Here is a 24,587-nt window from a genome sequence, read left to right as displayed (position 1 = left end):
GCGGTGTGGCGGGCCTCCAGCCGGACTCCAGCCGGTCGGCGGCCGCGGCTGTGCGGCTCCAGGGGTGCGCGAGTCAGGCTCCAGCGCCGTGCGATCCGGTGAGGAGGACCGCCTTGCCCGCGATCCGGCGCTCGTTGAGCCCCTGCAGGACGGCGGGGGCGTCCTCCCAGCCGGTGGTGACGACGACGTTCGGATCCAACCGGCCGGCCGCGGCCCGGATGACGAGCCCCTCCAGGTCGCGTGCGGTGTGCTGGCGGGTGATCTCGTCGAACAGCCCGAGCCCGCGCAGCGTGACCCCGGGACGGTCCCGTGCCCAGGTGGGCGGGAGCTGCAGCGGTGCCCGGGAGGAGTTGCCGAAGGCGACGACGACCCCGCCGGGCCGCACGCGGTCGAACGCGGCGGTGAGGGCCTCTCCGCCCACCGAGTCGAGCAGGACGTCGACCGGTCCGGTGTCGGCGCCGTAGGCCGCGACGACATCGGCCCCGGCGTGGGCGAGGTCCTGGTGCTGTGAAGGGTCGCCGACCAGTGCGATTGTCCGCGCCCCGGCCACGGCGGCGAGCTGGACGGCGATCCGTCCCACGCCGCCGCCGGCTCCGGTGATCGCGACGGTCCGGCCGGTGGGGGGACCGGCGGCGCGCAGCGCGTAGCGGGCGGTGAGCCCGGCGACCGGGAGGGCCGCCGCGGTGCTGCCGAGGACTTCCGGGACGGCCGCCAACCGATCCGTCGCCAGGACCGCGAGCTCCGCCCAGCCCTCGCCGCCGGACAGCCCGACGACCGGTGTCCCGGCCGGCGGACCCGATCCGTCGTCGGCGGGGCGGACCACGTGGCCGTAGACGTCCCAGCCCAGCGGCGCGCCGGCTGGGGAGACGGCGATGCGGGCGAGCTCGCCGCGGTTCACCCCGACCGCCTCGACCGCGACGAGGACCTCGGTGGCACCGGGTACGGGATCGGGGCGGTCGCCGAGCGCGATCCCGTACGGACCGGTTCCGGTGGTGAGCAGGGCTTTCATGTGTTCTCCCTAGGCGAGGCACTCCAGCGGGCCGCCCCGCAGCGCGACCATGTCGGCCGTCGCGGGGGCGGAGGGTAGGTGGACGGCGAGCGGCGAGCCGGATGCGTCGATCTCCCGGTAGGCGCGGTGCAGGTTGGCGACGAGCCGTTCGGCGTCGAGCAGATCGGCGAACTCGCCGTACCCGGCGCGGCGGGCAACCTCGAGCGGGCCGAGGCCCTGCTCATGTCCCTCCCGGGCGAGCGCGAGGACCCGTTGCAGGTAGGCCTCGGCGACGTCGAGTGCCTCCGGGCCGGTGACGGTGCCGTGCCCGCCGACGATCACGAGCGGATCGAGGTCGCGGATCAGGTCGAGGGTGTCCAGGGTGCCGCGGACCGACCCCATGAGGACGAACGGCGTGACCCCGCCCAGCACGACGTCCCCGGCGATGAGGACACGCCGTTCGGGCAGCCAGACCAGGGTGTCGCCCGTGGTGTGGGCCGGTCCCGGATGGATCAGTTCGACCGGCTGCCCGGCGTGGAGCGTGAGGGCCGACGAGTAGGTCAGGGTGGGCGGCGCGACGCGCAGATCGCCCCAGTCCGTGTCCGGCCAGAGCTCGGTCATCGCGAGCCCGCGGGTGACGACGCCGGCCCGGGCACGGTGGTGGGAGACGATCGTCGCGGTGTCGGCGAACGCGCTGTTGCCGAAGGTGTGGTCGCCATGGTCGTGGGTGGCGACCAGCGCCGACACCGGGCGGCGGTCGACCCGGGCGATCGCCGCGACGAGGTCGCGGGTGCGCGCCTCGGTGGCCGCGGTGTCCACCAGGACCAGTGCGTCCGGCCCGCGGACGAGCGCCGCGTTGCTCAGCCCCCAGCCGCCCGGCGGCTGGAGATGCGCGAACACGCCGTCCGCAACCTCGGTCAGGGCGCTCAGGCCGGCCCACCCTCGAGCACGGTCTCGCACAGGTGCGGGTCACCCGCCGACACCTCCGAGATCCGGCGCGCGCCCCGGAACGCCGGATGGCGGGTCGCGGCCCGGAAGGACTCGACGTCACGCCACTCGGCCACGTTGACGTAGACGGCCGGGTCCTCGGTGGACCGCAGCAGCCGGAACCCGATCAGCCCCGCCTGCCGCGAGAAATGTGCAGCCACGTCCCGGTAGATCGCCTCGAGCTCGCTCGCGTCCCCCGTCAGCCGCAGGGTGTTGACGAACACCACCATCGCGCCTCCTCACCTCGCACCCAGGCTGGGCGTGGCGGCTGGAGTGCCGATGGAGTCCAGCTACACGGGCGCGTGGGCGCGGAGGAAGAGGGACACGGCGTCGTCGACCAGTTCCTCAAGGGGAGCGCGGGCGGGATCGTCGGCCCCTGAGGTGGACAGCTCCTCGGCCTCGCCGCTGAGGAGCGCGAGGAGTTGGCGGGCCGCGCGGGCCGGGTCGCCCGAGACGAGCACCGCGCCTCTGGACGAGGAGCAGGCGAGGAAGTTCGTGAGGTTGGTCAGCGCGGGATCGCGGACCGAGCGGCGCCATGCCGAGCGCAGCTGCGGGAAGTGCTCGCCCTCGGCGACCACGAGCCGGCGCAGCGCGGCGATCCGTGGGCGGGTGGTGACCGACAGCCATCCGACGCCGAAAGCCGCCAGGTCCTCCTCGAGCTTCCCGAATCGGCGCAGGGTCGAGTCGACGAGATCGCTCACCTCGGTGGCGACTGGCTCCAACGCGTCCGCGACTGCCTCGAGGAACAGTCGCTCCTTGTCCCCGACGTGGTTGTAGACGGTCTGCTTGGAGATCCCCGCCTCCGCGGCGACAGCGTCGATCGTCGTGCGCGCGTAGCCCTCTCGCAGGAAGAGGACGACCGCGGCGTCGAGCATCACCCGGCGCTTGCCCAGGAGCCCACGCGCGGCGGGGGCTCGGTCGGTGGTGACGGCCATCCAGCGAGCCTACGGGACGTGGGCGTGAAAGGCGATGGACGGTCGAGTTGACTCATCGGAACCCCAATGCCTAACTTGTTGGACTCACTCGTCCAACTAGGGAGACTTCGATGGCCAACGGAGAGGCGGAGGCGACGCAGTCGCTTTCGCGGAAGCGATTCTGGCTGGTGACCGGCCTGTTGTCGCTGGGCCAGCTGATGGTGGTGCTCGACGTCTCGATCGTGAACGTCGCGCTGCCGTCGATCCGCACCGATCTCGGCTTCAGCGAAGCGGGCCTGGCATGGGTCGTCAACGGCTACGCGCTGGCGTACGCCGGGTTCCTGCTGCTGGGCGGCCGGGCCGCGGACCTGTTCGGGCGCAGGCGGATCTTCGTGCTCGGGCTCGCGGTGTTCACCCTCGCGAGCCTCGCCGGGGCGGTCGCGCCCAACGGTCTGGTCCTCGTGATCGCGCGGGTGGCGCAGGGGATCGGCGGCGCGATCCTCTCGCCCGCGACCCTCACGATCCTCACGACGACCTTCACCACGCCGGCCCAGCGGGGCAAGGCGCTCGGGGTGTGGAGCGCGGTCGCGGGCGGGGGCGCGGCGATCGGCACCGTGCTCGGCGGTGTACTGACGGGGCTGCTCAGCTGGCGGTGGATCCTGTTGGTCAACCTGCCACTCGGAGTGCTCGGGATCGTCGGCGCATATCTGCTGCTGGTCGAGAGCCGGGGCGGCTCGCCGGCCGATATCCAGGGCGGCGGGCAGCGCCGCTCGCTGGACCTCGGGGGTGCCGCGCTGGTCACGACCGGTCTGGTGGCGCTGGTCTACGGCACGATCAACAGCGGCGAGCAGGGCTGGGGTGCCGTGACGACCCTGGTGCCGTTCGTCGGGGGGCTCGTGCTGCTGGCCTGGTTCGTGGTCCACGAGCACCGGATCGCGGCGGCGCCGCTGCTCCCGCTCGGGCTGCTGCGGCTCGGGTCGGTGGCGGTCGGGAACGCTTCGATGTTCCTGCTGGCCACCGGTGTAGTGGCGCACTTCTTCTTCCTCACCCTCTACCTCCAGAACGTCCTGGGCTGGTCTCCGCTGGCGGCCGGCCTCGCGTTCTTGCCGGGCGCTGCCGCGATGACCGTCGGTGCGTACGCCGGGCCGGCGCTGCTCAAGCTGATCCCGCTGCGGGTGCTGCTGGTGACCGGCCCACTGCTCAGCACCGCCGGCCTCGCGTGGCTCTCGCTGCTGCCGCTGCAGGCCACCTATGCGGTGCACCTGCTGGTGCCCATGGTCCTGGTCACCCTCGGCGCGGGGATCGCCATGATGCCGCTCGCGCTGGCGGCCACCGGCGGCGTCCCGCGATCGGAGGCCGGCGTGGCGTCCGGGCTGATCAACACCACCCGCCAGGTCGGCGGGGCCGTGGGTCTGGGGGTGCTCGCTGCCGTGGCCGCGTCCGTCACCGGGGGCTCCGCCGATCCGGCACTGCAGGTGTCGGGCCAGCGGGCGGCGTTCGTCGTCGCCGCGGCGTTCACCCTGGCCGCAGCGCTGATCCCGCTGGTGGGCCTGCGTACCCGCCCCGCCCCGGCAGCCGCCGAGCAGCGGCCGGCGGAGCAGCCGACCGACCGGCTGGCGGACACCGAGGTGGGCTGACCCGGACTCCAGTCGCCCTCCACCGGCTCCGCCTAACGTCGGCGGGGAGAACGAGAGAACCAGGAGGCACCGCGGATGACCAGCACCATCAGCACGGCCGGTACGGATACCCCGTCCGGGACCCTCGCGGGGCCGGAAGCGGTCCTGCGGATCGCGTCCGGGTACCGCACCGCCCGGGTCCTGTTCACCGCGGTCGAGCTCGGTGTGTTCGCCCGGCTCGCGGACGGCGCCCTCGATCCGCACCTGCTCGTCGAGCAGTTGGAGATCGAGCCGATCGGCGGCCGGGACCTGGTGCTGGCCCTGCTCGGGCTCGGCCTGCTGGAACGCGACGAGCGGGGTCACGTCCGCAACACCGCCGCGGCGGCCAGGTTCCTGGTCCCCGGCGGGGACGCTCACATCGGCGGGTTCCTCACCTTTCTCGACCGGGTCCTGCACCCCGCCTGGGACGGCCTCACCGAGCGCCTGCGCGGCGGCGGGGCCGGGGGGCAGGCGGTCGACCCGTTCGGCGAGCTCTACGGCGAGACGGGCGGGCGCGACGGCTTCCTCGCCGCGATGGACGTGCTCAACGCGCCCATCGGCGAGCAGCTCGCCGGCCTGGACTGGAGCGGGATCAGTACCGTGGTGGACGTCGGCGGCGCCCGCGGCAATGTGGCCGCCGCCCTCGTCGACGCGCACCCGCACCTCACGGCCACCGTGTTCGACCTCCCCGGCATCGAACCGGCGTTCACCGCGCACGTCGAGGCCCGGGGAGTGGCGGACCGGGTGCACTTCCGGGCGGGGGACTTCTTCACCGACCCCCTGCCACAGGCCGACGCGGTGGTGTTCGGGCACGTCCTGCACAACTGGCCGGAGCGGGAGCGCGTCGGCCTTCTGCGGGCCGCGGCCGCGGCGGTCCCGGCCGGCGGGCGGGTCCTCGTGTACGACCCGATCCTCGACGCCACCGCCCCGGCCCTGAACACCGTGCTCGCCAGCCTCAACATGCTGGTCTGGTCGGCGGGCGGCAGCGAGTACACCGTGGCGCAGCTGGTCCGCTGGCTCGCCGGGGCCGGTCTGTCCTACGTGGAGCACCGCCTGCTCGGCGCGGGATCCACCGTGGTCACCGCCCGGAAGCGCGGGTGAGCCGTGCCCGTCGCCGCCGATCGCGACCTCCGCACGGCCGCCACGCGGCTGGGGGAGTGGCTCGACCGGTCCGTCCCGGAGCTGGCCGGCCGGGAGGTCCTGGGGCTCAGGGTGCCGGCGGCCTCCGGCTTCTCCCACGAGACGCTGGTCGCGGAGCTGACCGGTGCCACGATCGTCGTCCGGATCGCCCGGCCCGAGCACCGGATCTGTCCGGACGCGGACCTCGGCACGGAGAGCGCGGTGCTCTGCGCGCTCGGCTCGGGTGGGCTTCCGGTGCCGCGTGTGTACGGCCGCGAACCTGATCCGGAGGTGCTCGGCGGCCCGTTCCTCGTCCAGCAGCACCTCGCGGGGGACGTGCCCGCCGACCTGCCCTCCTACCACCGGGAGGGCTGGCTGCACGGCCTCCGGCCGGGGCAGCGCGAGGCTCTCTGGTGGGGCGCCGTCGACGCGCTGGCGGTGCTGCACCGCACCGCGACCCCCGTGATCGCTGCCCTCGCGCCGGTGGACGACCTCGACGACCTGGAACGGCACCTGGACTTCTACCGCTGTGCGGACGAGCCGGTGGTCCACGGCGCGCTGGACTGGGCCCGGGCCTACCCGCCGCCCGCGGCGCCCACACGGCTGTTGTGGGGCGACGCCCGCCTGGGCAACATCGTGTTCCGTGGGACCGCGGTCGGGGGCCTGCTCGACTGGGAACTCACCGGGACCGGTTCTGCGGAGACCGACCTCGCGTGGTTCGTCCACCTCGACCGGCACCTCTCCGAGGGGATCGGCGCTCCCCGCCTCGACGGGTTCCCGTCCACCACCGCCACGGTGCGGCACTACGAGCGCCGCTCGGGCCGGCCGGTGACCGGCTTCTCCCGCCATCTCGTGCGGGCGGCGCTGCGGTTCGCCGCGACGGCGTGCCGGGTGACATCGCTCCTGGTCGAGGCCCGGGTGGTCGAAGATCCGCTCGGCTTCCCGTTGCGCCGCAACGCCCTCGTCCTGCTGCACCGCACCCTCGCCGAGGCCGGCGAGGCGCCCGACGACGACTGGAGGGACCTCCTGTGACCGATCCCGGACCGGCCCGCGGAGCACACGAAGCACGCGGAGAGCCGCTGCGGATCTCCGTGCTGGACCAGTCACCCGTGGGCACCGGCCAGACCGCGGCCGAGGCGCTCCGCAACACCGTCGACCTCGCGCGACGGGCCGACCGGCTCGGCTTCCACCGCTACTGGGTGGCCGAGCACCACGGGATGGTCTCGCACGCCATCTCGGCCCCCGAGGTGCTCGTCGGCGCGATCGCGGCGCAGACCGAACGGATCCGGGTGGGGACCGGGGGCGTCCTGCTGGCCCACTACAGCCCGCTGAAGGTGGCGGAGTCGTTCCGGCTGCTGCACGCCCTGTTCCCCGGCCGCATCGACCTCGGCATCGGCCGATCGCTCGCGGGAGGCGGCCCGATCTCGGCCGCCCTCGACCCCGGACATGCGCTGCCGGACGCCGGGACGCTCCCCGCCAAGCTCGCCGAGCTGCTGGCCTTCCTGCACGACGCCGTCCCGGCCGGCCACCCGTTCGCCGGGTTCGAGGTGACCCCACAGGTGGACGACGCGCCCCCGGTCTGGATTCTGGGATCCAGCAGCTCCAGCGCCGCCGAGGCCGGGCGGGCCGGGATCGACTACGCCTTCGCGCATTTCATCAATCCGGCCGCCACTCGCGCCGCCGCGCAGGCCTATCACGCCGGCGGCGGGGGCGGGGAGCTGATCCTCGGCATCGGCGTCTACTGCGGCGAGACCGAGACCGAGGCACAGCGCGTCTACGCGAGCCAGCGGTTGTTCCGCGCCCGGCTGACACAGAACATCATCGCGCCCGTGCCGTCGACCGAGGAGGCGCTGGCCGAGCTGGCGTCGGGCCCGGACCCGCTGGGGCAGGAGCGGTTCGAGTGGCCTCGCTACGTCGTCGGGACGCCCGCGCAGGTCCGCGATCAGGTCACCGCGATCGCCTCGGCGGTGGGCGTCCGCGAGGTGGTCGCGCTCGCGACCGTGCACGACCACAAGAACCGGGTGCGCTCCTACGAGCTGCTCGCCGAGGCGTTCGGGACGGCGTCGCGATGAGGTTCGGCATCAACCTGTTCCCGACCGTCGGGCCCGCGGACAAGCCGGCGGACCGCTACTTCGCCGACGCGCTGCGCCTCGCCGAGCTCGCCGAACGCTCGGGGCTCGACCACGTCAAGACCGTGGAGCACCACGCCACCCCGTACGGGGGCTACAGCCCGGACCCGGTGACCCTGCTCGCCGCCGTCGCCGCCCGGACCTCGCGGATCCGGCTCGTCACCGGCGCGGTGATCCCCGCGTTCACCCATCCCGTCGCGCTCGCCGGCCGGTTGGCCATGCTGGACAACATCTCCGGCGGACGGCTGTCGGTGGGCTTCGCCCGGGCCTTCCTGCCGGACGAGTTCGCCGCTTTCGGGATCCCGCTCGACGAGAGCCGGGCCCGGTTCGACGAGTCGGTGGCGGCGATCGAGCGGCTCTGGACGGACGAGGACGTCCGCCACGAGGGCCGGTTCCACACCTTCGGCCCGCTCACCGTGCTGCCCCGACCCCTGCAACGGCCACACCCGCCGGTGCTGGTCGCGAGCGCGCGCAGCCCGGAGTCCTGCGTCGCCGCCGGCCGGGCCGGCCGTGGCCTACTGCTCGTGCCGTCGATCAACTCCGTCGAGCGCGTGCAGGAGGTGCTGGCGCTCTACCGCGAGGAGTGGCGCCGCGCCGGGCACCCGGGGGAGGGGGAGGTCCAGCTCAGCTACAGCTGCTACCTCGCCGACGACGACGCCGAAGCCCTCGAGCAGGGCCGCCGGTACGCCGAGCGCACCAACGCCGTCCTGGCCGATGCGGTGGAGCCGTGGGTGCACACCCGCAGCGATCAGTACCCGGGCTACGAGGGCGTGGTCGAGAAGGCACGCAACGCCGACTTCGGGCGCCAGCTCGCCTCGCACCGCGTCCTCGTCGGGGACCCGGCCCGGGTCCTCGACACCGTCCACCAGATCCGTGAGTGGTTCGGCGAGGTCACCGTCAGCGCCCAGGTGATCTCCGGCAACCCGCCGCTCGCGGAGTCCGAGCGCACCGTGACCCTGCTCGCCGAGCAGGTCGCCCCGCACGTCACGAGCCAGACCATCCACATCTGACACCCGACATCCAGGAGCGCGCCATGGCACTGTTCGCCGTCCTCACCACCCAGGCCCCCAAGGGCATCTCCGCCGACGAGTTCAAGCGCCGCTTGCCGGAGGGCTTCTCGCACCATGTCTCGTTGGTGGACAAGGGGATCGTGAAGCACAGCTGGATCCGCGTCGGCGAGTCCGGCGGCCTGAACATCTACGACGTGTCCTCGCACGAGGAGCTCGTCTCGGCTCTTTACGACAACCCGCTGAGCCCGCACATCGAGTTCACCGTCTTCCCGATCGTCGACGCCGGATCGTTCGACGTCGAGGCGTTCGCGGAGTCCGCCGGCTGACCCCCGGCACGAAACGGGGAGCGGGCCGCGGCCCGCTCCCCGTTTCCTGCTGTGCGGCTCAGCTCGTGATCGCCTCGACGAAGCGCGCCGGCTCGTCCACCCACGGGTAGTGGCCCGCGCCGGGGATGGTCCGGTGCACGGCGTCCGGATAGACCGCGGCGACGTGGTCCCCGATCGCGACCCCGCTCAGTGCGTCCCGGCTTCCGGTGAGGACGAGCACCGGCAGGGTCAGGGTGCGCAGGCGGTCCACCAGCACAGGGTTCGCCGGCGGGCCTGCACCCCAGAAGCCCTGCCAGGCGGTCAGCGCGAACTCCGCCTGCTGGCGGGCGACGTGTTCCTTCGCCGGCGCTTCCCAGTGCCCGTAGGCCGCGGGGGCGTAGTCCAGCAGCGCTGCGGCGACCTGCTCCGCCGGAGCGTCCGGGCCGAGCGAGAACAGTGCCGTCAGGGCGGCCTTCGCCTGGTCGAACCAGGGCTCCTCCGCCCGCCCGGCGAGGACCTCCCCGATGTCCGTGGGCGGCACCCCGAACAGGTCGCCGCCGGGCGTGACCAGGGTCAGACTGGTGAACGCCCCGGGATCGGCCGCGGCGGCGGCCTGCGCCACCACCGTGCCGGCGGAGTGTCCGAGCACGTCGACCCGCTCCAGGCCGAGATGGCGACGCAGGGTGTGGACGTCCTGCGCGAGCGCGGGATAGGCCGCCGCCTCGCGCTCGGCCGGGTCCGGGGCGTCGGACCCGCCGGTACCGCGGGCGTCGTACAGGACCAGGGTGCGGTGCTCGGCGAGCCCGCCGAGGTCGCCCAGGTAGCTCGAGGCCCTCGGTCCGCCGGGAACGACGAGCAGCGGCGGGCCGGACCCGATCGTGCGGTAACGCAGTCGGAGGCCGTCGTGGCTGGTGAAGGTGGTCATGAATCGACGCTAGGAGCAGCGGCTGGGGCCCCGCTGGTGCGTCGGTCGCGCCTCCGGCCGGGCTCCAGCCGGCCTCTGCCCCGGGGGTGCATGCTGCCGGAGAACCGTTGCGGGACAGGGAGGACAGACGATGACGGTGCTGGTGACAGGGGCGACCGGGGTGGTCGGACGCGCGGTGGTGAACGCCCTGCGGGAGGCGGGCCGCGAGGTCCGGGCGCTGAGCCGCGATCCCGGGCGGGCAGCCGTGGTGCTCGGGCCGGGGACGGCGATCGTGAAGGGGGACCTCGGGGACCGGGACTCGCTGCGGGCGGCCGTCCGGGGCGTCGACGGCGTCTTCCTGGTCTCGGCGGCGGAGCACAAGCCGGCTCACGACCGGAACCTCGGCACGGCGGCAGCGGCGGCTGGGGTGGACCATGTGGTCGCTCTGTCGTCGTTCGCGGCGAGCGAGGGGGACGGGAGCGTGCTCGGTCGCTGGCACCTCGAGGGGGAACGGGTGGTGGCGGAGTCCGGCGTCGGCTGGACGGTCCTGCGCCCCAACGGTTTCATGAGCAACGCCCTGGGCTGGGCCGCCGGTGTGCGCGCCGGCCTGGTCCGGGCCCCGCTGCCGGATGCCGTGTCGGTGCCGATCGACCCGCGGGACATCGCAGCGGCCGCGGTAGCCGCCTTCGCCGCACCGCCGGCGGGGGAGGTCCACGTGCTCACCGGCCCGGAGCGGCTGACCACGATGGAGCAGGTCGGGCGGATCGCGGCGGTGATCGGCCGAGAGGTCCGCTTCGAGGAGGTCCCGCTGGCCGAGGCCCGAGCCGCGCTTGCCCGCCGCTATCCCGCAGAGGTCGCCGACGCCGTGCTGGCCGCGCGGGTGTCGGCGGGCGCGGAACGGGGCGTACCGACCGGCACCGTGCGCGCCCTCACAGGCCGCCCTCCGGTGACCTTCACACAGTGGGTGCGCGACCACACGGAGGCGTTCGGCGGGATCGTGAGCGCGGCCAACGCGTGACCGGCCCGGTGGGACCGGCACACCGGTCCCACCGGGCGGGGATTCCTCAGGTCCGGAATTCCTCCCACCACTCCCACCGCTGCTCCGGGGGAGGCCAGGCCGGCAACGACGGTTCGCCGTCGGCCCCCTCTCCGGTCTCGGGCCGCACCTGCTGCGTGGCAGCCATCAGCTCGCCGAAGTAGGCCAACCAGAGCACGACGGCTCAGCTCGCGCGGCGGATCGGCGCGTCCGCGAGGTCCAGGGCCATCGGGGCGGCGCTGCGCCGCGGCGGGTCCAGCACCGGGTCCGTGGTGAGCACCGCGTGGTGCAGCCGGTTCATCCGCGGCGACGGCTCCACACCGAGCTGCTCGGTGAGCACCGCGCGCAGCCGCTGGAAGGCGGCGAGCGCGTCGGCCTGCCGGCCGCACCGGTAGAAGGCCACCATGAACTGCGCCGCCAGGTTCTCGTGCCCGGTGTGCCGGGCGGTGAGCATGCGCAGCTCGCCCAGCAGCTCGTGATGGCGGCCCAGCCGAAGGTCCGCCTCGATCCGCTGCTCCAGCACGCCGAGGCGGCTCTCGGTGACCCCGACCAGCGTGGTGCGCAGCACGGGTCCGAGAGCCAGGCCCTCCAGCGCCTCACCCCGCCAGATCCTCAGCGCCGCGGCGAACCGGGCCGCCGCCAGCTCGTCCGCGCCGCCCGCCGCGGCCGCCCGGGCCGCCCGGACCTCGGTCTCGTAGCGCTCGAGGTCGAGCTCACCCGGCCGAGTGCGGAACACGTAGCCTTGGTCGCGGGTATGGATGCGGGTGGAGCCGTCCGGCTCGGGCGGCAGGCTCTTCCGCAGCTTCATCACGTAGGTCTGCAGGGTCTGCACCGCGCTGGCGGGCGGCGCTCCGTCCCAGAGCTCCTCGACGCACTCGCCGACGGTCACGACGTGGTTCGCATTGGCCACCAGCAGCGCCAGCAGCTGGCGCTGCTTCGGCGCCTGGGGCATGCGCACACCACGCGGGTCACTGACGACGAGCGGGCCGAGTATCCCGAGCTCCATGACGGTCTCCTCCGAGGAATCGCAGGTCCTCAGGGTGGATGACCCCCCTTTCCGAACCCTTTCCGATCCCGTACGACGGTCAGCTCGCCCGGCAGGGTTCCAGCAGGTGTCCGTCCGGCGGCGTCTCCGGGCGGGCACCCGTGCGCTCCACCAGCGCCGCTGCGGCCTCCGCCTCGGCGAGGGCCGCGGTGGGTTCGCCCGCCTCCCGGTGCAGCCGAGCGAGCAGCCGGCGCCCGGTCAGCTCCTGGAGCCCGAAGCCGCGACGCCCGGCGGTGTTCGTCGCCCGGCGCGCCGTCCGCAGCGCGGTGTCGACGGGGCCGGGGAGCCCGGCGACGCCGAGCAGCGCGTCGAGCTCGGCCTGCTCCTGACCGAGCTCCCGCGCGACGACGAGCGAGCGGCCCCACAGGTCGCGCGCCACCCCGAACCGTCCGGCACGGGCGCAGGTCACGGCGGAGAGGTTGAGGCACAACGGGATCAGTACCGGATAAAGGTCCCTGGCGAGCCGCTGCGCGTGGTCGATGTGGTCGGTGGCGCGGGGGTCGTCACCCATTGCGGCGGCCACGCCGTAGTGCGCGGTGGCGGCCTGGGCGCGTCCGGTCATGGGGTGGCCGAGCGCCCGGTCGAACAGCGTGGTCGCCTCACCGGGACGGCCGAGGTCGACGAGCACGAGACCCTTCTTGATCATGAGCTCGGGCTCGGCGTGCGCGGCGTTCTCCGCGCTGACCAGACGCAGCCCCGCGGTGAACGAGCGCAGCGCGGCCCGCAGGTCGCCCATCGAGTGCTGCAGCACACCGACGTCCCGCAGGGTCTGGGCGCGCAGCGTCGCCACCCCCAGCTCGGTGGCGATCGCGCAGGCACGGTGCAGGCCGGGAAGCGCATCGGCGAGCCGGCCGTAGGACCGGTGCAGGTGCAGGATCCCGGCCGAGGACAGCGCCGCGGCCTCGAAGTCGCGGGCCCCCGCGTCGTGGAACTGGCCGATGGCGGTGTCGAACTGCCGGGCGGCCCCCGCGACGTCGCCGCCGAACCGGGTGAGGAGCGCGAGGTGATAGCGCATCACGGCCGCGGGGCCGGTGGCGCCGGCCGCGTCCGCTGCCCGGAGCGCGGCATCGGCGGCAACCTGCCACGTCTCGCGGTGACCGTGCTGCAGGAAGTAGCCGCGCAGTGCGTCCGTGAGCAGCCAGGCGTGCTCGGCCATCCCGGCGCCGACCGCGCCGGTGATCAGGGCCAGCAACTGCTCCCGTTCGCGGTCCAGCCAGTCCAGGGCCGCATCCTCCGTGGGAGGGGGCTCGACCTCCAGCGCGGTGACCAGGTCGCAGAGCTCCAGCCGGACGACCGCGGGAAACCACCGCAGGGCGATGGCGAAGACCGTCCCGAGGTAGTGGTCGTAGAGCCTGCGCACCGCGGCCGGGTCGGAGCCCCCGGCCAGGTACTGGTCGGCCGCGGCACCGTGGACCGGGCCGCTCATCCGGAACCGGCCCCCGGGGCGCGCCAGCACGAGTCCGGCGTTCGCCAGGGCGGCGAGCACCGGCCGGACCTCGGCGACCCCGGTTCCGGCGAGCCGAGCGGCAGCGGTCTCGGTGAGCTCGGGGAGCGGGCAGGCGCCGAGGAGGCGCACCAACCGGCGGGCAGGCCGATCCAGCCGCTCCACTGCGATCCGGTGCGCTGCCCTGATCGACTCCGCGGCCGCCGGACCGGCCGGGGCCGCGCCCGTGCCGGGCCGGTCGAGCTCGCGGACGTAGGCCTCCACGGTGAGCTCGGGGCGCGTGGCGAGATCGGCCCCCGCGGCGCGCAGTGCCCGGGGCATGCCCGCGCACCACCGCCACAGCTCGGCCGCGGCCTGCGGTTCGGCGGTGATCCGATCGGAGCCTGCCTGTTCCTCGAGCAGCCGGACGGCCGGCCCGGCGGTCAGCGGCCGGACCTCGACGACCCGGGCGCCGTGCAGCGCCATCAGCTCGGTCGGGTCCGCGCGGGTGGCGACCAGCACCGCGCTCCCGCTGGTGCCCGGCAGCAGCGGCCAGATCTGCGAGGCGTCCGCGGCGTCGTCGATCATGATGAGGACACGCCGGCCGGCGAGCCGGGCCCTCAGCAGCCCGGCCCGCGCGTCCAGCGAGGCGGGGACCGCGTCGACCGGCACGCCGGAGGCCCCGAGCAGTTCACCTGCGGCCTCGGTCAGCGGCCGTGTCCCGCCCTGTTCGTCGTGCAGCCGGACGTACCACTGCCCGTCCGGGAAGTCCGCGCGCAGTGCGTGGGCGGCGTGAAGCCCGAGCGCCGTCTTGCCCACGCCGGGCAACCCGGCCAGGGCGACCACGCGGCAGCGGCCGTCGCTGTCGAGCGCCGCGCGGATCCGCCGGATCTCCACTTCGCGCCCGGCCAGTGCCGCGGGCGCCGGGGGGAGCCGGCACTGCGACTGCCAGGCGTCCGGGACCGGGGTGGGATCAGGGATCCCGATCAGGATCTCCCGGTGCAGCCGGCTCAGCTCGTCCCCGGGCTCGATGCCCAGCTCCTCGGCCAGAACGGCCCGGACCTCGGCGAACGCGGCCAGCGCCTCGGCCCGCCGGCCGCTGCGGTGCAGCGCGGTCATCAGCCGGGACCAGAACCCCTCGCGCAGGGGATGCTCCCGGCACAGCTCACGCAGCTCGCCGACCAGGTGCTCGTGGCGGCCGGCCGCGAGTTCGAGATCGAACCGGCGGTCCCGCAGCCGCAGCCTCCGGTCCGCCAGGGCGGGAACCACGGCCGCGCGCAGGTCGTCTGCCGCGACGCCGCCGAGTGGCTCGCCGCGCCACTCGCCCAGGGCTGCCCGGACCGCGTCGATCTCGGTGTCGAGGTCACCGGCGGCGCGGGCGGCGTCCGCCCGCTGCTCCTCGGCGCGGACGCGGTCGAGGTCCAGCACGCCGGGGTGCAGCCGCAGCCGGTAGCCGGCGGGCCCGGAGACGACCTGGGCTCGGTCGCCGAGCGGTGCGAGGATCCCGCGCAGGCGGGCGACGTGCACGTGGACGGCGGCCCGGGGGTCGCTCGGTCGCCGCCCGGCCCAGAGGTGCTCGGCGAGCTCGTCCGGCGGCACCCCGCGCGATCCGCCCGTGAGCAGGGCCGCGAGCAGCGTGCGTTGCTTCGGGGCGACGGCGAGTGCGGTGCCGGCTCGGCGGATCTCCACCGGACCGAGCAGGCGGATGTCGAGGTCCGGGACGGGGGACGGGTACGGCGGAAGCACGGTGACGGGTCTCCGGGAGCCTGGCCGGGGCGGATGGACCCGTCACCGGCGCCGAGGGGGAACGCGTCAGCGTGGACAGGAACCGGAGCGGATGTACCCGTGGTCGATGTAGCGACGGGAGACGAGCAGCTGTCCACCGCCCATCGGATCCCCCCGGATTCCAGCGCCCGCCGGCAAGAACGCCGCGGGACCGTTTCAGGAGGTTACCGATCGCCACCGAGGGTCACAACGAGGCGTGACCCATGCCTCGTCCGGGTGAGGCGCCGGTCACCAGACGAGGCCGCCGTTGACCTCGAGGACGTGGCCTCCGACGTAGGCGCTCCCGGGCCCGGCCAGGAAGACCGCCGCCGCGGCCACCTCCTCCGCCGTGCCCAGCCGGCCGGCGGACAGCTTCGGCGCATACCGCTGCCAGACGACCTCGTTCGCGGCGAGCTCCCTGCCCATCCCGGCGTCGATGAAGCCCGGGGCCAGGCAGTTGACGAGGATCCCCCGCGGAGCCAGCTCCGCCGCGGCGACCCGGGTGTACGCCTCGATGGCGGCCTTCGCCGCCGAGTAGGAGGCGGCCCCCGGCGTGATCCGGGTAGCCAGTGCCGAGGAGAGCGTCAGGATGCGCCCGCCGCCTGCGGCGGTCAGATGCGGGACCGCGGCGCGCACCACCAACGCCGTCCCGATCACGTTGGTGGACAACACCTCCTGCCAGTCCTGCGGTGACGCCGAGTCGACCGGGCCGGGCCTGCTGATCCCGGCGACCACCACGACGACGTCCAGCCTCCCGAGCACGGTGGCCGCCGCGTCGATGCCGAGGCGGACCGACTCCGGGTCGCGGACGTCCAGCGACCCGAACCCGAGCCTGTGGTGCGCCAGGTCGGTCGGAGGGGCGTCGCGGGACGTGGCGACGACCGCGGCCCCCGCGTCGAGCAGCCCCTCGGTGATCGCCCTCCCGATCCCGCGGACCCCACCGACCACGAGAGCGGTTCGGCCCTCCAGAACCCCTGCGCCGACGGTCATCGTGTGCCTCCTCGTCTGCCGCAACGCCCCTCCGGAGGCCCACCGTCCGCTCCGGTGCTGGAGCGGACGTCGACGGTGGATGGAGCGGGACGGGTCGAGCCGGGCTCCAGCGGCGCGCGGATCCCTCTCCAGCCGGCCGGGCGATCGTCGGAGCAGTCGTCGGGAGGAGCAGGGAATGGCGAGCGGCCGAGTGGTGGTGACGGGACTGGGCGTGATCGCGCCCGGGGGGATCGGTGCGGCGGCGTTCTGGAAGCTCCTGACCTCGGGGGCGACGGCGACCCGCGCGATCAGCCTGTTCGACGCGACGGGGTACCGGTCGCGGATCGCGGCGGAGTGCGACTTCGATCCCGCCTCGCACGGCTTCGGCCCGCGGCAGGTCCGTCGGCTGGACCGCGCGGCGCAGTTCGCCCTCGCCGCGACCCGGGAAGCGCTGCGCGACAGCGGTCTGGAGCTCGGGAGCCTCGATCCCGGACGCGTGGGCGTCCAGCTCGGGACAGCCGTCGGTTGCACCACCGGACTCGATGCCGAGTACGCGGTCGTGAGCGACTCCGGCCGGGAGTGGACGGTCGACCACACCTTTGCCGTCTCCTACCTGCACGACTACTTCGTGCCGAGCTCCATCGCCGCCGAGGTGGCCTGGGACACCGGCGCCGAGGGTCCCGTCGGGATCGTCTCGGCGGGGTGCACATCGGGGCTCGACGCCGTCGGGCACGCCGCCGCCCTGGTCCGCGAGGGAAGCGCCGATGTCGTGCTGGCCGGGGCGACGGACGCACCGATCTCGCCGATCACGGTGGCCTGCTTCGACGCGATCAAGGCCACCTCGCCACGCAACGACGACCCGGCCCACGCCTCCCGGCCCTTCGACCTGAGCCGCAACGGGTTCGTGCTCGGCGAGGGAGCCGCGACCCTTGTCCTGGAGGACCGCGACCATGCCCTGCGCCGCGGCGCCCCGATCTACGCCGAGCTGGCCGCGCACGCGACCCGCAGCAACGCCTACCACATGACGGGTCTGCGACCGGACGGCCGCGAGATGTCCGAGGCCATCGACGTCGCGCTCGCCGACGCCCGGGTGGATCCCACCGAGATCGCCTATGTCAACGCGCACGGCTCCGGGACCCGGCAGAACGACCGGCACGAGACCGCGGCGGTGAAGCGCAGCCTCGGCGAGCACGCCTTCCGCACCCCGATGAGCTCGATCAAGTCGATGGTCGGTCATTCGCTCGGCGCGATCGGGGCCATCGAGCTGGCGGCCTGTGCTCTCGCGATCCGCCACGGCGTGGTGCCACCCACGGCCAACCTGCACGAGCGCGATCCCGAGTGCGACCTGGACTACGTGCCGCTCGAGGCTCGCGAACGGCGGTTGCCTGCCGTCCTGTCCGTCGGTAGCGGCTTCGGCGGCTTCCAGTCGGCGGTCGTGCTGACCGCGCCGGAGCGTGCGGCATGACGGCGGCGGTGGTCACGGGGCTGGGTGTGGTGGCACCGACCGGGCTCGGGGCCGATCGACACTGGGAGTCCACACTGGCCGGTCGGTCGGGCATCGGCCCGGTGGCCCGCTTCGACGCGAGCTCCTACCCGGCTCGCCTGGCCGGTGAGGTGCACGGCTTCGACGCGGCCGAGCACGTGCCGAGCCGGCTGTTGCCGCAGACCGACCACCTGACCCGGATGGCCCTCGCCGCGTCGGACTGGGCGTTCGCGGACGCCCGGATCAGCCCGGAACGCCTGGGGGACTTCGCTGCCGGCGTGGTGACGGCCAACAGCGCGGGCGGCTTCGAGTTCGGTCAGCGCGAGCTGCAGAAGCTGTGGAGCCTGGGCAGCACGCACGTCAGCGCCTACCAGTCCTTCGCCTGGTTCTACGCGGTGAACACCGGCCAGATCTCGATCCGGCACGGGCTGCGTGGACCCAGCGGCGTCCTCGTGACCGAACAGGCCGGCGGGCTGGACTCGCTGGCCCAGGCGCGGCGGCTGCTGCGCCGAGGCTCGGAACTGGTTGTCGCCGGGGCCGTGGACGCACCCGTGTGCCCGTGGGGCTGGACGGCGCTGCTCGCCGGCGGCCGGCTCAGCCACCGCGACGATCCGGCACTCGCCTTCCGCCCCTTCGACTCCGACGCCTCGGGGGCCGTCGCAGGGGAGGGCGGAGCCCTGCTTGTCGTCGAACGGGCCGACACCGCCGCGGCTCGGGGCGCTCCCGTGTACGGCACCATCGCGGGCACGGCGTCCACCTTCGACCCGCGACCCGGGAGCGGCCGCGAACCGGGACTTCGCCGGGCTGTCGAGATGGCGCTCACCGACGCCGGGATCGGACCCGCGGAGGTCGACGTCGTCTTCGCCGACGCCGCAGGCGTCCCGGAGGAGGACGCGGCCGAGGCCGCCGCGCTGCGCGCCGTGTTCGGGCCGAACGGGGTGCCGGTCACCGCGCCCAAGACGCTGACCGGCCGGCTCGCCTCGGGTGGCTCGGCCCTCGACGCCGCGACCGCACTGCTTGCATTGCGCAACAACGTGATCCCTGCGACGACCGCGGTCGTCGACGTGCCGGATGAGTACGGCCTCGACCTCGTCCGCGACGGCCCCCGACAGGCCGAGCTGCGCACCGCAGTGGTGCTGGCCCGCGGAGTCCGTGGGTTCAACGCCGCACTCGTCCTCACCACCGAAGGAGAACGACCATGACCGCACCCTCCCGCACGCTCCGGCTCGCCGACCTGATCGACGCACTGCGCACCGCGGCCGGCGCAGACGAGGGCGTCGACCTCGACGGCGAAGTCCTCGACGTGCCTTTCCCCGACCTCGGCTACGACTCGCTCGCGCTGCTCGAGACGGCTGCGGAGGTGCAGCGCCGCTTCGGGATCGTCCTCGCGGACGAGCTGGTCGCCGAGGCCGGCACCCCGCGGCGGTTCCTCGACCTCGCGAACAACCCCACCTGATCCGGAGGAGACATGTCCGCACCCACCGCACTGGTCACGGGATCGACGAGCGGTATCGGCCTGGCCACGACCCGGCTGCTCGCCGAGCGCGGCTACCGCGTCTTCGGCTGCGCCCGGGACGAGGCCCGCCTCGAAGCCGTCCTCAAGGAGCTCCGCGGCGAGGGCTTCGACGCCGACGGCGCGCGCGCCGACGTGTCGGTGCCCGGCGACGTGCGGGCCCTGGTCGCTGCGGCCGTCGCCCGCTACGGCCCGATCGACGTGCTGGTCAACAACGCGGGCCGCACCGGCGGCGGCGTCACTGCCGAGATCCCGGACGACCTCTGGCTCGATGTGATCAACACGAACCTGAACAGCGTGTTCTATGTGACCCGGGAGGTGCTGACGGCGGGCGGCATGCTCGAGCGCGGCACCGGACGCGTCATCAACATCGCCTCCACGGCGGGCAAGCAGGGCGTCGTGCTCGGCGCGCCCTACTCGGCGTCGAAACACGGGGTCGTCGGGTTCACCAAGGCGCTGGGCAACGAGCTCGCCCCGCGGGGGATCACCGTCAACGCGGTCTGCCCCGGCTACGTCGAGACGCCCATGGCCGAACGTGTGCGGGCCGGCTACTCCGAGGCGTGGGGCATCACCACCGACGAGGTGCTGGGGCGCTTCAGCTCCAAGATCCCGCTCGGCCGCTACTCCACCCCCGCGGAGGTGGCTGGGCTCGTCGGCTACCTCGTCACGGACACCGCCGCGTCGATCACGGCCCAGGCCCTGAACGTCTGCGGTGGCCTCGGCAACTTCTGACCGGCAACTTCTGACCCGGCCCCCTCGAAGGAGCGCCCATGAGCACGCCCGCGATCGCCCTCACCCACCACACCGAGCACGTCCTGGACATCGATGCCCCGCCCGAGCGGGTGTACCCACTGGTCGCCGACGTGCGGAACTGGCCGCGGATCTTCCCTCCGACACTGCACGTCGAGCTCCTGGAGCCACCCGCGCCGGACGGGGCCGGACGCGCGCAGGAGCGTCTGCGGCTCTGGGCCACCGCCAACGGCGAGATCAAGACGTGGACCTCGCGGCGGGAGCTCGACGCCGGCGCGCTCCGGGTCCGGTTCCGCCAGGACGTCTCGCAGGCGCCGGTCGCAGGGATGGCGGGGGAGTGGATCGTCACCGGACGCGAGGGTGGTGGCAGCACGGTGACCCTCACCCACGACTTCGCGGCGGTGGGCGACGACCCCGATGCGGTGCGATGGATCGAGGAAGCGGTGGAGCGCAACAGCACCAGCGAGCTCGGCGCGCTGCGCAGCGCGGCCGAGCACGGAGCCGACTCACTCTCCGCGGACTTCACCGACAGCGTCCTCGTCGAGGGGCTCGAGGACCCGGCCGAGGTCTTCGCCTTCGTCGACCGAGCGGACGCATGGCCGGAGCGGCTGCCGCACGTGGCCAGGGTGGAGCTGATCGAGACGACGCCCGGCCTACAGTGGCTCGGTCTGGAGACCCGCGCACCCGACGGTTCGACCCATCACACCCGCTCCGCGCGCGTCGTGCTGGGTCCGGACCGGATCGTCTACAAGCAGACCGAGCTGCCCGCGCTGCTGAGCCTGCACCTCGGCGAATGGACCTTCCGCGCCGTCGGGGGCGGGGTGCTCGCCTCGTCCCGGCACGTGATCACCGTGCGGCCGGAACGCGTCACGGAGATCCTCGGGCCGGACGCCGGGCCGGCCGACGCCCTCGCCTATGTGCGCACCGCTCTGAGCAAGAACTCCCTGACCACCCTCGGGCACGCACGGGAGCTGCTGGGGAAGGGGGCGCGGTGACTGCCCTGCACGCCGACATCAGCGAGTTCTACGCGCGACAGATGCGCCTGCTCGACGAGGGCCAGGCAGACCGGTGGGCGGACACGTTCACCGACGACGCCGTGTTCGGCCAGGACGGCAAGCCCCCGCGCGAGGGGCGGGAGGCGATCGCCGCCGGTCTCCGGGGTGCGGTCGCCCGGCAGTCGGCCTCGGGGATCACGCGCCGGCACTGGCTGGGCATGCTGGCCGCCGATCCCCAGCCCGACGGCGACGTGCTGACCCGCTACTACGCACTCGTCGTGGAGACTCCGGCGGGCGGGGGCGCGAGCCTGCACCTCAGCACGGACTGCACCGACCGGCTGGTTCGCCTGGGTGGCGGCTGGAAGGTGGCCCATCGCCACGTCACCCACGACGGCCGGTAGCGGCGCTCGGCAGCCGCCACACCGACACGTGGCTCTCGCTCTCGGAGGTGAACGGGCTGCGGTCCCAGTCCGCCACCCGCTCCGCGAGCTCCAGCCCGGCGAGGCGGGCCATGAGGTCGCACTCGGAGGGCCAGATGTAGCGGAAGCGGCCGGCGGAGTGGGTGAGCGTGCCATCGGGGCGGCGCCGGTAGTGGTGGGAGACCGAGCTCTGGGTGACCAGGTCGTAGGTGTCGATGCCGAGGTGCTCGTCGCCGACGGCGAACGGCACCGCGAGCTGACCGGGCGGCAACCGGCGCAACGGGGGCACCCAGAGCTCGATCACGAACCGCCCGCCCGGAGCGAGGTGGCGCGCGGCGTTGCGGAAGCACTCCACCTGCTCGTCCTGGGTCCGCAGGTTCGCGATGCTGTTCCACACCAGATAGACGAGCGAGTACCGGCCGGGTGCGCGGGAGGTCGCCATGTCCCCGACGAGGACGGGCACCGAAGGCCCACCGGCCTTGCGGCGCAACCGCTCCACCATCGGTGCGGAGAGCTCGATGCCGGAGACGGGGATGCCGCGGGCGGCAAGCGGGAGCGCCACCCGCCCGGTACCCACCGCGAACTCCAGCGCCGGCCCGGGACCCGCGAGCGCCGCCAGGAAATCGACGGCGGGATCGAGGACCCCGGGCGCGAACATCTCGGCGGAGTCGGCGTCGTAGCGCTCGGCGGTCGGGTCGTCCCACACGTCACTGGAGGTCATCGTGGCCAGCCTGCGGCGCCGGTCGTCCGTTGTCGATCGAGTTCGGGCCCGGATACCCTGGGCCGCCATGCATCCCGTGCACCGGATCTACGAGTGGTGGCTCGGCCGCGCGCTGAGCGGTGGGCCGCGCCCCCGGCACGTCGGCCTGGTGATGGACGGCAACCGCCGGTGGGCCCGGGCGCAGGGTCTCGTCGATCCCAACCTCGGTCACCGCGCCGGTGCGGAGCACGTCGAGGCGGTGCTCGGGTGGTGCCGGGAGTGGGGGATCGGGCAGGTCACGGTCTACGTCGCTTCCGTCGACAACCTGCGCAAGCGCGACGCGGCCGAGGTCGGGCACCTGCTGCACGTGGTCGAGACCGTGGTCGCCGGGCGGCTGGCCCGGCCGGACGGGGTGTGGCGGGTGCACCTGGCGGGCCGGCTCGACCTGCTCCCGGACTCGACCCGCCACGCACTCAAGCTGGCCGAGGACCGGACGAGCCACCTGGCGTCCGGCTCCGAGGTGACGATCGCCATCGGTTATGACGGTCGGATCGAGGTGGTCGACGCCCTACGGTCCCTGCTCCACGACGAGGCCGCGCGCGGCGGCGATCTCCGGGAGCTGGCGGGGCGGATCACCGAGGAGGAGATCGCCGCCCACCTGTACACAGCCGGGCGTCCCGAAGCCGACCTCGTGATCCGCACCAGCGGGGAGCAGCGGCTCTCGGGATTCCTGTTGTGGCAGTCGGCGCGTGCCCGTCTGCACTTCTGCGACGCGAACTGGCCGGGCTTCCGGAAGGTCGACTTCCTCCGGGCACTGCGCGCCTTCGCACGACGCGGCTGAGCCGCCGTCAGCGCGGTGCGAGCAGGAGACGGGCGGGTGGGGGGAGGGGTGCGGGTTCCGGCTCGGTGCGGAAGGAGCTGATCATGAACGCGGTGAGCCGGCGGGAGGCGGCGGCGCCCGCGGCGGGGGACTCGGCGCGAATCCCGGAGTTCGCCATCAGTGCCAGGACGATGTCCTCCAGCACGAAGTCGTCGCGCAGGTCGCCGGGGTCCTTGGCCCGCCGCACCAGTTCGAGCGTCAGGCGCAGGGTGCGGTCGCGGCCCTCGGCGAACCAGGTGGTCGTCTTGGGAACCCGGGAGGTGAAGGCCCGCGAGAACCCGCGGTCGAGCGCGTGGACCTCCATCAGCCGCTCGACGACCCGGCAGAAGCCGTCCCAGGGATCGGCTGCGGCTAGCCCCTCCTCGACGATCGTCGAGCAGGTGGCCATCGACTCAGCGAACGCGGCGGCGAGCAGGTCCTTCTTGGACGGGAAGTGCCGGTAGACGGTCGCCGGGCCGAGCCCCGCCCACCGGGCGATCTTCCGGATCGGCACGTCGAGGCCCTCGCCGGCAAAGGCCGCGCGCGCCACCGTGAGGATCCGCTCGCGGTTGTCCCGGGCGTCCGATCGCCTCACTTCGCTGCACACGTCTCTCGCTCTTCACCCGCTACGGGCCACCTGAGGTCGTGCATGTCGCCGAGGTCGAGGAGCCGCACGCCGGGCCCGGCGAGATCCGCATCGCCACGCGCGCCTCCGGGCTGTCGCCGGGGGAGACGCTGATCCGCTCCGGCCGGCTCCGGGACCTCGTGCCCGTGTCGTTCCCCTACCTGACGGGATTCGACGCCGCCGGCGTCGTGGACGAGGTCGGTGACGGTGTGGAGGGGATCGTGCCGGGGGCCGAGGTGTTCGGCATGAGCACCATGACGCGGCGCGCCGCGAACGCCGATCACGTGGTGCTGGCCGTCTGGGCGCCGAAGCCGCCGTCGTGGAGCTGGGAGGAGGCGGGTGGAGCCGCGGGTGCCGTCGAGACGGCCACCCGGGTGCTCGACCGGCTCGCGGTGCCGACCGGAGGGACCGTGCTGGTCCAGGGCGCCGCGGGCGGGACCGGTTCGGTGGTCGTCCAGGTCGCGGTCGCGCGTGACCTCCAGGTCGTCGGGACCGCCGGGGAGCACAACCACCATTTCCTGCGCTCCCTCGGCGCGATCCCGACCACCTACGGCCCCGGCCTGGCCGATCGGGTCCGGGCGCTGGTTCCCGACGCGGTGGATGCGGTGGCGGACTGCGCCGGCGGGGCACTACCGGAGCTCGTCGTCATCGCGGGGGACCCGGCCCGCGTCGTCACGATCGCCGACTTCGACGCGGCCGCCCACGGCGTCCACATGTCCCACGGTGCGCCGGCGGACGAGACGGGCGCGGCACTCGGCGCGGGCGCCGATCCCTTCGCGGAGCACGGGCTCGCGGACGCCGTCGCCCTCGCGGCCGCAGGCAGGTTGCGAATTCCCATCGCGGGGACCTTCCCGCTCGCCGCGGCCGCGGCCGCGCACGCCCTCAGCGAGACCCGCCACGCCCGCGGGAAGATCGTCTACACGCACTAGCGGCGCGGGTCACATTCGTCGGCGAGACATTGACGCAGGACCGGACGAATCGCTTAGAGTTCCTGC

26 protein-coding genes are annotated in these 24,587 nt (G+C 74.0%); 15 read left to right on the top strand and 11 right to left on the bottom strand.

The features are described from left to right. Positions 1–73: 73 nt before the first annotated feature. From ABD324_RS17620 to ABD324_RS17605, 4 genes are read right to left on the bottom strand one after another with little or no spacing between them, the layout of a single operon-like run. Positions 74–1,009: a zinc-binding dehydrogenase gene (locus tag ABD324_RS17620; protein WP_344417964.1), complete on the bottom strand. Its 936-nt coding sequence runs from the start codon at positions 1,007–1,009 to the stop codon at positions 74–76. A 9-nt stretch (positions 1,010–1,018) separates the two neighbouring features. Beyond that, positions 1,019–1,888, bottom strand: coding sequence for an MBL fold metallo-hydrolase (locus tag ABD324_RS17615; protein WP_344417962.1), 870 nt, complete (start codon positions 1,886–1,888; stop codon positions 1,019–1,021). Between the two features lie 26 nt (positions 1,889–1,914). Further along, the gene (locus tag ABD324_RS17610; protein ID WP_344417960.1) at positions 1,915–2,205 is read right to left on the bottom strand and encodes an antibiotic biosynthesis monooxygenase family protein; all 291 of its coding nucleotides are present in this window, start codon (positions 2,203–2,205) and stop codon (positions 1,915–1,917) included. Between the two features lie 60 nt (positions 2,206–2,265). Then, positions 2,266–2,910, bottom strand: a complete 645-nt coding sequence (locus ABD324_RS17605) for a TetR/AcrR family transcriptional regulator (protein ID WP_344417958.1) — start codon at positions 2,908–2,910, stop codon at positions 2,266–2,268. A 110-nt stretch (positions 2,911–3,020) separates the two neighbouring features. Here ABD324_RS17605 and ABD324_RS17600 point away from each other — a divergent pair, with 110 nt between their 5' ends. The 6 genes from ABD324_RS17600 (at position 3,021) to ABD324_RS17575 (ending at position 9,128) form a co-directional block, all read left to right on the top strand. Beyond that, entirely contained in the window at positions 3,021–4,526 is a 1,506-nt protein-coding gene (locus ABD324_RS17600; protein ID WP_344417956.1) for an MFS transporter, read from the top strand. A gap of 75 nt (positions 4,527–4,601) precedes the next feature. After that, on the top strand, positions 4,602–5,645 hold the full coding sequence (locus ABD324_RS17595) for a methyltransferase (RefSeq protein ID WP_344417954.1): 1,044 nt from the start codon (positions 4,602–4,604) through the stop codon (positions 5,643–5,645). 3 nt (positions 5,646–5,648) lie between these two features. Further along, complete coding sequence (locus tag ABD324_RS17590; protein ID WP_344417952.1) at positions 5,649–6,695, top strand: phosphotransferase family protein; 1,047 nt, start codon at positions 5,649–5,651, stop codon at positions 6,693–6,695. Further along, positions 6,692–7,735 carry an MsnO8 family LLM class oxidoreductase gene (locus ABD324_RS17585; RefSeq protein WP_344417950.1) on the top strand — a complete coding sequence of 348 codons (1,044 nt, stop codon included), beginning with the start codon at positions 6,692–6,694 and terminating at the stop codon, positions 7,733–7,735. The genes ABD324_RS17590 and ABD324_RS17585 overlap by 4 nt, the downstream gene beginning before the upstream one ends. Next, positions 7,732–8,802, top strand: a complete 1,071-nt coding sequence (locus tag ABD324_RS17580; protein WP_344417948.1) for an LLM class flavin-dependent oxidoreductase — start codon at positions 7,732–7,734, stop codon at positions 8,800–8,802. The genes ABD324_RS17585 and ABD324_RS17580 overlap by 4 nt, the downstream gene beginning before the upstream one ends. A gap of 23 nt (positions 8,803–8,825) precedes the next feature. Beyond that, positions 8,826–9,128, top strand: a complete 303-nt coding sequence (locus ABD324_RS17575; protein WP_344417946.1) for a muconolactone Delta-isomerase family protein — start codon at positions 8,826–8,828, stop codon at positions 9,126–9,128. Between the two features lie 58 nt (positions 9,129–9,186). Here ABD324_RS17575 and ABD324_RS17570 read toward each other — a convergent pair whose 3' ends face one another. Beyond that, a complete protein-coding gene (locus tag ABD324_RS17570; protein ID WP_344417944.1) occupies positions 9,187–10,032 on the bottom strand; it encodes an alpha/beta fold hydrolase in 846 nt (281 codons plus the stop codon). Between the two features lie 130 nt (positions 10,033–10,162). Here ABD324_RS17570 and ABD324_RS17565 point away from each other — a divergent pair, with 130 nt between their 5' ends. Continuing rightward, a complete protein-coding gene (locus ABD324_RS17565; protein WP_344417942.1) occupies positions 10,163–11,029 on the top strand; it encodes an SDR family oxidoreductase in 867 nt (288 codons plus the stop codon). Between the two features lie 46 nt (positions 11,030–11,075). On the opposite strand, the gene ABD324_RS17560 is transcribed toward ABD324_RS17565, so the two are convergent. From ABD324_RS17560 to ABD324_RS17545, 4 genes are all read right to left on the bottom strand, one after another. After that, positions 11,076–11,225, bottom strand: coding sequence for a hypothetical protein (locus tag ABD324_RS17560; RefSeq protein WP_344417940.1), 150 nt, complete (start codon positions 11,223–11,225; stop codon positions 11,076–11,078). A gap of 6 nt (positions 11,226–11,231) precedes the next feature. Next, on the bottom strand, positions 11,232–12,053 hold the full coding sequence (locus ABD324_RS17555) for an AfsR/SARP family transcriptional regulator (RefSeq protein WP_344417938.1): 822 nt from the start codon (positions 12,051–12,053) through the stop codon (positions 11,232–11,234). A 79-nt stretch (positions 12,054–12,132) separates the two neighbouring features. Continuing rightward, positions 12,133–15,261 carry an AfsR/SARP family transcriptional regulator gene (locus ABD324_RS17550; RefSeq protein WP_344417936.1) on the bottom strand — a complete coding sequence of 1,043 codons (3,129 nt, stop codon included), beginning with the start codon at positions 15,259–15,261 and terminating at the stop codon, positions 12,133–12,135. A 267-nt stretch (positions 15,262–15,528) separates the two neighbouring features. After that, complete coding sequence (locus ABD324_RS17545; protein ID WP_344417934.1) at positions 15,529–16,269, bottom strand: SDR family NAD(P)-dependent oxidoreductase; 741 nt, start codon at positions 16,267–16,269, stop codon at positions 15,529–15,531. A 175-nt stretch (positions 16,270–16,444) separates the two neighbouring features. On the opposite strand from ABD324_RS17545, the gene ABD324_RS17540 reads away from it, so the two are divergent. From ABD324_RS17540 to ABD324_RS17515, 6 genes are read left to right on the top strand one after another with little or no spacing between them, the layout of a single operon-like run. Further along, positions 16,445–17,713, top strand: coding sequence for a beta-ketoacyl-[acyl-carrier-protein] synthase family protein (locus tag ABD324_RS17540; protein WP_344417932.1), 1,269 nt, complete (start codon positions 16,445–16,447; stop codon positions 17,711–17,713). After that, positions 17,710–18,933, top strand: a complete 1,224-nt coding sequence (locus tag ABD324_RS17535; protein WP_344417930.1) for a ketosynthase chain-length factor — start codon at positions 17,710–17,712, stop codon at positions 18,931–18,933. The genes ABD324_RS17540 and ABD324_RS17535 overlap by 4 nt, the downstream gene beginning before the upstream one ends. Beyond that, complete coding sequence (locus tag ABD324_RS17530; protein WP_344417928.1) at positions 18,930–19,187, top strand: acyl carrier protein; 258 nt, start codon at positions 18,930–18,932, stop codon at positions 19,185–19,187. The genes ABD324_RS17535 and ABD324_RS17530 overlap by 4 nt, the downstream gene beginning before the upstream one ends. A 12-nt stretch (positions 19,188–19,199) precedes the next feature. Further along, the gene (locus ABD324_RS17525) at positions 19,200–19,976 is read left to right on the top strand and encodes an SDR family NAD(P)-dependent oxidoreductase (RefSeq protein WP_344417926.1); all 777 of its coding nucleotides are present in this window, start codon (positions 19,200–19,202) and stop codon (positions 19,974–19,976) included. Between the two features lie 38 nt (positions 19,977–20,014). Beyond that, on the top strand, positions 20,015–20,989 hold the full coding sequence (locus ABD324_RS17520) for an aromatase/cyclase (RefSeq protein WP_344417924.1): 975 nt from the start codon (positions 20,015–20,017) through the stop codon (positions 20,987–20,989). Beyond that, positions 20,986–21,390 (top strand): nuclear transport factor 2 family protein, encoded by a 405-nt coding sequence (locus ABD324_RS17515; RefSeq protein WP_344417922.1) that lies wholly within the window; start codon positions 20,986–20,988, stop codon positions 21,388–21,390. Before ABD324_RS17520 ends, ABD324_RS17515 begins: the two co-directional genes overlap by 4 nt. Here the strand turns inward: ABD324_RS17515 and ABD324_RS17510 are convergent. Then, entirely contained in the window at positions 21,371–22,129 is a 759-nt protein-coding gene (locus ABD324_RS17510) for a class I SAM-dependent DNA methyltransferase (RefSeq protein WP_344417920.1), read from the bottom strand. The genes ABD324_RS17515 and ABD324_RS17510 overlap by 20 nt on opposite strands. Before the next feature lie 67 nt (positions 22,130–22,196). Between ABD324_RS17510 and uppS the strand changes: the two genes are divergently transcribed. Then, positions 22,197–22,949 carry a polyprenyl diphosphate synthase gene (gene uppS / locus ABD324_RS17505; protein WP_344417918.1) on the top strand — a complete coding sequence of 251 codons (753 nt, stop codon included), beginning with the start codon at positions 22,197–22,199 and terminating at the stop codon, positions 22,947–22,949. A 7-nt stretch (positions 22,950–22,956) separates the two neighbouring features. Here uppS and ABD324_RS17500 read toward each other — a convergent pair whose 3' ends face one another. Then, positions 22,957–23,562, bottom strand: coding sequence for a TetR/AcrR family transcriptional regulator (locus tag ABD324_RS17500; RefSeq protein ID WP_344417916.1), 606 nt, complete (start codon positions 23,560–23,562; stop codon positions 22,957–22,959). Here ABD324_RS17500 and ABD324_RS17495 point away from each other — a divergent pair. After that, on the top strand, positions 23,553–24,521 hold the full coding sequence (locus ABD324_RS17495; protein ID WP_344418285.1) for an NADP-dependent oxidoreductase: 969 nt from the start codon (positions 23,553–23,555) through the stop codon (positions 24,519–24,521). The two genes, ABD324_RS17500 and ABD324_RS17495, sit on opposite strands and share 10 nt — an antisense overlap. The last annotated feature ends 66 nt before the right edge of the window (positions 24,522–24,587 follow it).

The sequence above is a fragment of the Pseudonocardia ailaonensis genome (assembly GCF_039531635.1).
GTDB lineage: Bacteria > Actinomycetota > Actinomycetes > Mycobacteriales > Pseudonocardiaceae > Pseudonocardia > Pseudonocardia ailaonensis.
The sequence above is the reverse complement of the archived record's forward strand: the minus strand, read 5'-3'. Positions and strand labels throughout refer to the sequence as shown.

Bases quoted from the DNA above. Each gene is read 5' to 3' on its own strand.
- ABD324_RS17520 (WP_344417924.1), top strand. From the start codon at position 20,015: ATGAGCACGCCCGCGATCGCCCTCACCCACCACACCGAGCACGTCCTG.
- ABD324_RS17525 (WP_344417926.1), top strand. From the start codon at position 19,200: ATGTCCGCACCCACCGCACTGGTCACGGGATCGACGAGCGGTATCGGC.
- ABD324_RS17510 (WP_344417920.1), bottom strand. From the start codon at position 22,129: ATGACCTCCAGTGACGTGTGGGACGACCCGACCGCCGAGCGCTACGAC.
- ABD324_RS17540 (WP_344417932.1), top strand. From the start codon at position 16,445: ATGGCGAGCGGCCGAGTGGTGGTGACGGGACTGGGCGTGATCGCGCCC.
- ABD324_RS17620 (WP_344417964.1), bottom strand. From the start codon at position 1,009: ATGAAAGCCCTGCTCACCACCGGAACCGGTCCGTACGGGATCGCGCTC.
- ABD324_RS17595 (WP_344417954.1), top strand. From the start codon at position 4,602: ATGACCAGCACCATCAGCACGGCCGGTACGGATACCCCGTCCGGGACC.
- ABD324_RS17575 (WP_344417946.1), top strand. From the start codon at position 8,826: ATGGCACTGTTCGCCGTCCTCACCACCCAGGCCCCCAAGGGCATCTCC.
- ABD324_RS17530 (WP_344417928.1), top strand. From the start codon at position 18,930: ATGACCGCACCCTCCCGCACGCTCCGGCTCGCCGACCTGATCGACGCA.
- ABD324_RS17535 (WP_344417930.1), top strand. From the start codon at position 17,710: ATGACGGCGGCGGTGGTCACGGGGCTGGGTGTGGTGGCACCGACCGGG.
- uppS (WP_344417918.1), top strand. From the start codon at position 22,197: ATGCATCCCGTGCACCGGATCTACGAGTGGTGGCTCGGCCGCGCGCTG.
- ABD324_RS17555 (WP_344417938.1), bottom strand. From the start codon at position 12,053: ATGGAGCTCGGGATACTCGGCCCGCTCGTCGTCAGTGACCCGCGTGGT.
- ABD324_RS17605 (WP_344417958.1), bottom strand. From the start codon at position 2,910: ATGGCCGTCACCACCGACCGAGCCCCCGCCGCGCGTGGGCTCCTGGGC.
- ABD324_RS17545 (WP_344417934.1), bottom strand. From the start codon at position 16,269: ATGACCGTCGGCGCAGGGGTTCTGGAGGGCCGAACCGCTCTCGTGGTC.
- ABD324_RS17565 (WP_344417942.1), top strand. From the start codon at position 10,163: ATGACGGTGCTGGTGACAGGGGCGACCGGGGTGGTCGGACGCGCGGTG.
- ABD324_RS17610 (WP_344417960.1), bottom strand. From the start codon at position 2,205: ATGGTGGTGTTCGTCAACACCCTGCGGCTGACGGGGGACGCGAGCGAG.
- ABD324_RS17580 (WP_344417948.1), top strand. From the start codon at position 7,732: ATGAGGTTCGGCATCAACCTGTTCCCGACCGTCGGGCCCGCGGACAAG.
- ABD324_RS17570 (WP_344417944.1), bottom strand. From the start codon at position 10,032: ATGACCACCTTCACCAGCCACGACGGCCTCCGACTGCGTTACCGCACG.
- ABD324_RS17600 (WP_344417956.1), top strand. From the start codon at position 3,021: ATGGCCAACGGAGAGGCGGAGGCGACGCAGTCGCTTTCGCGGAAGCGA.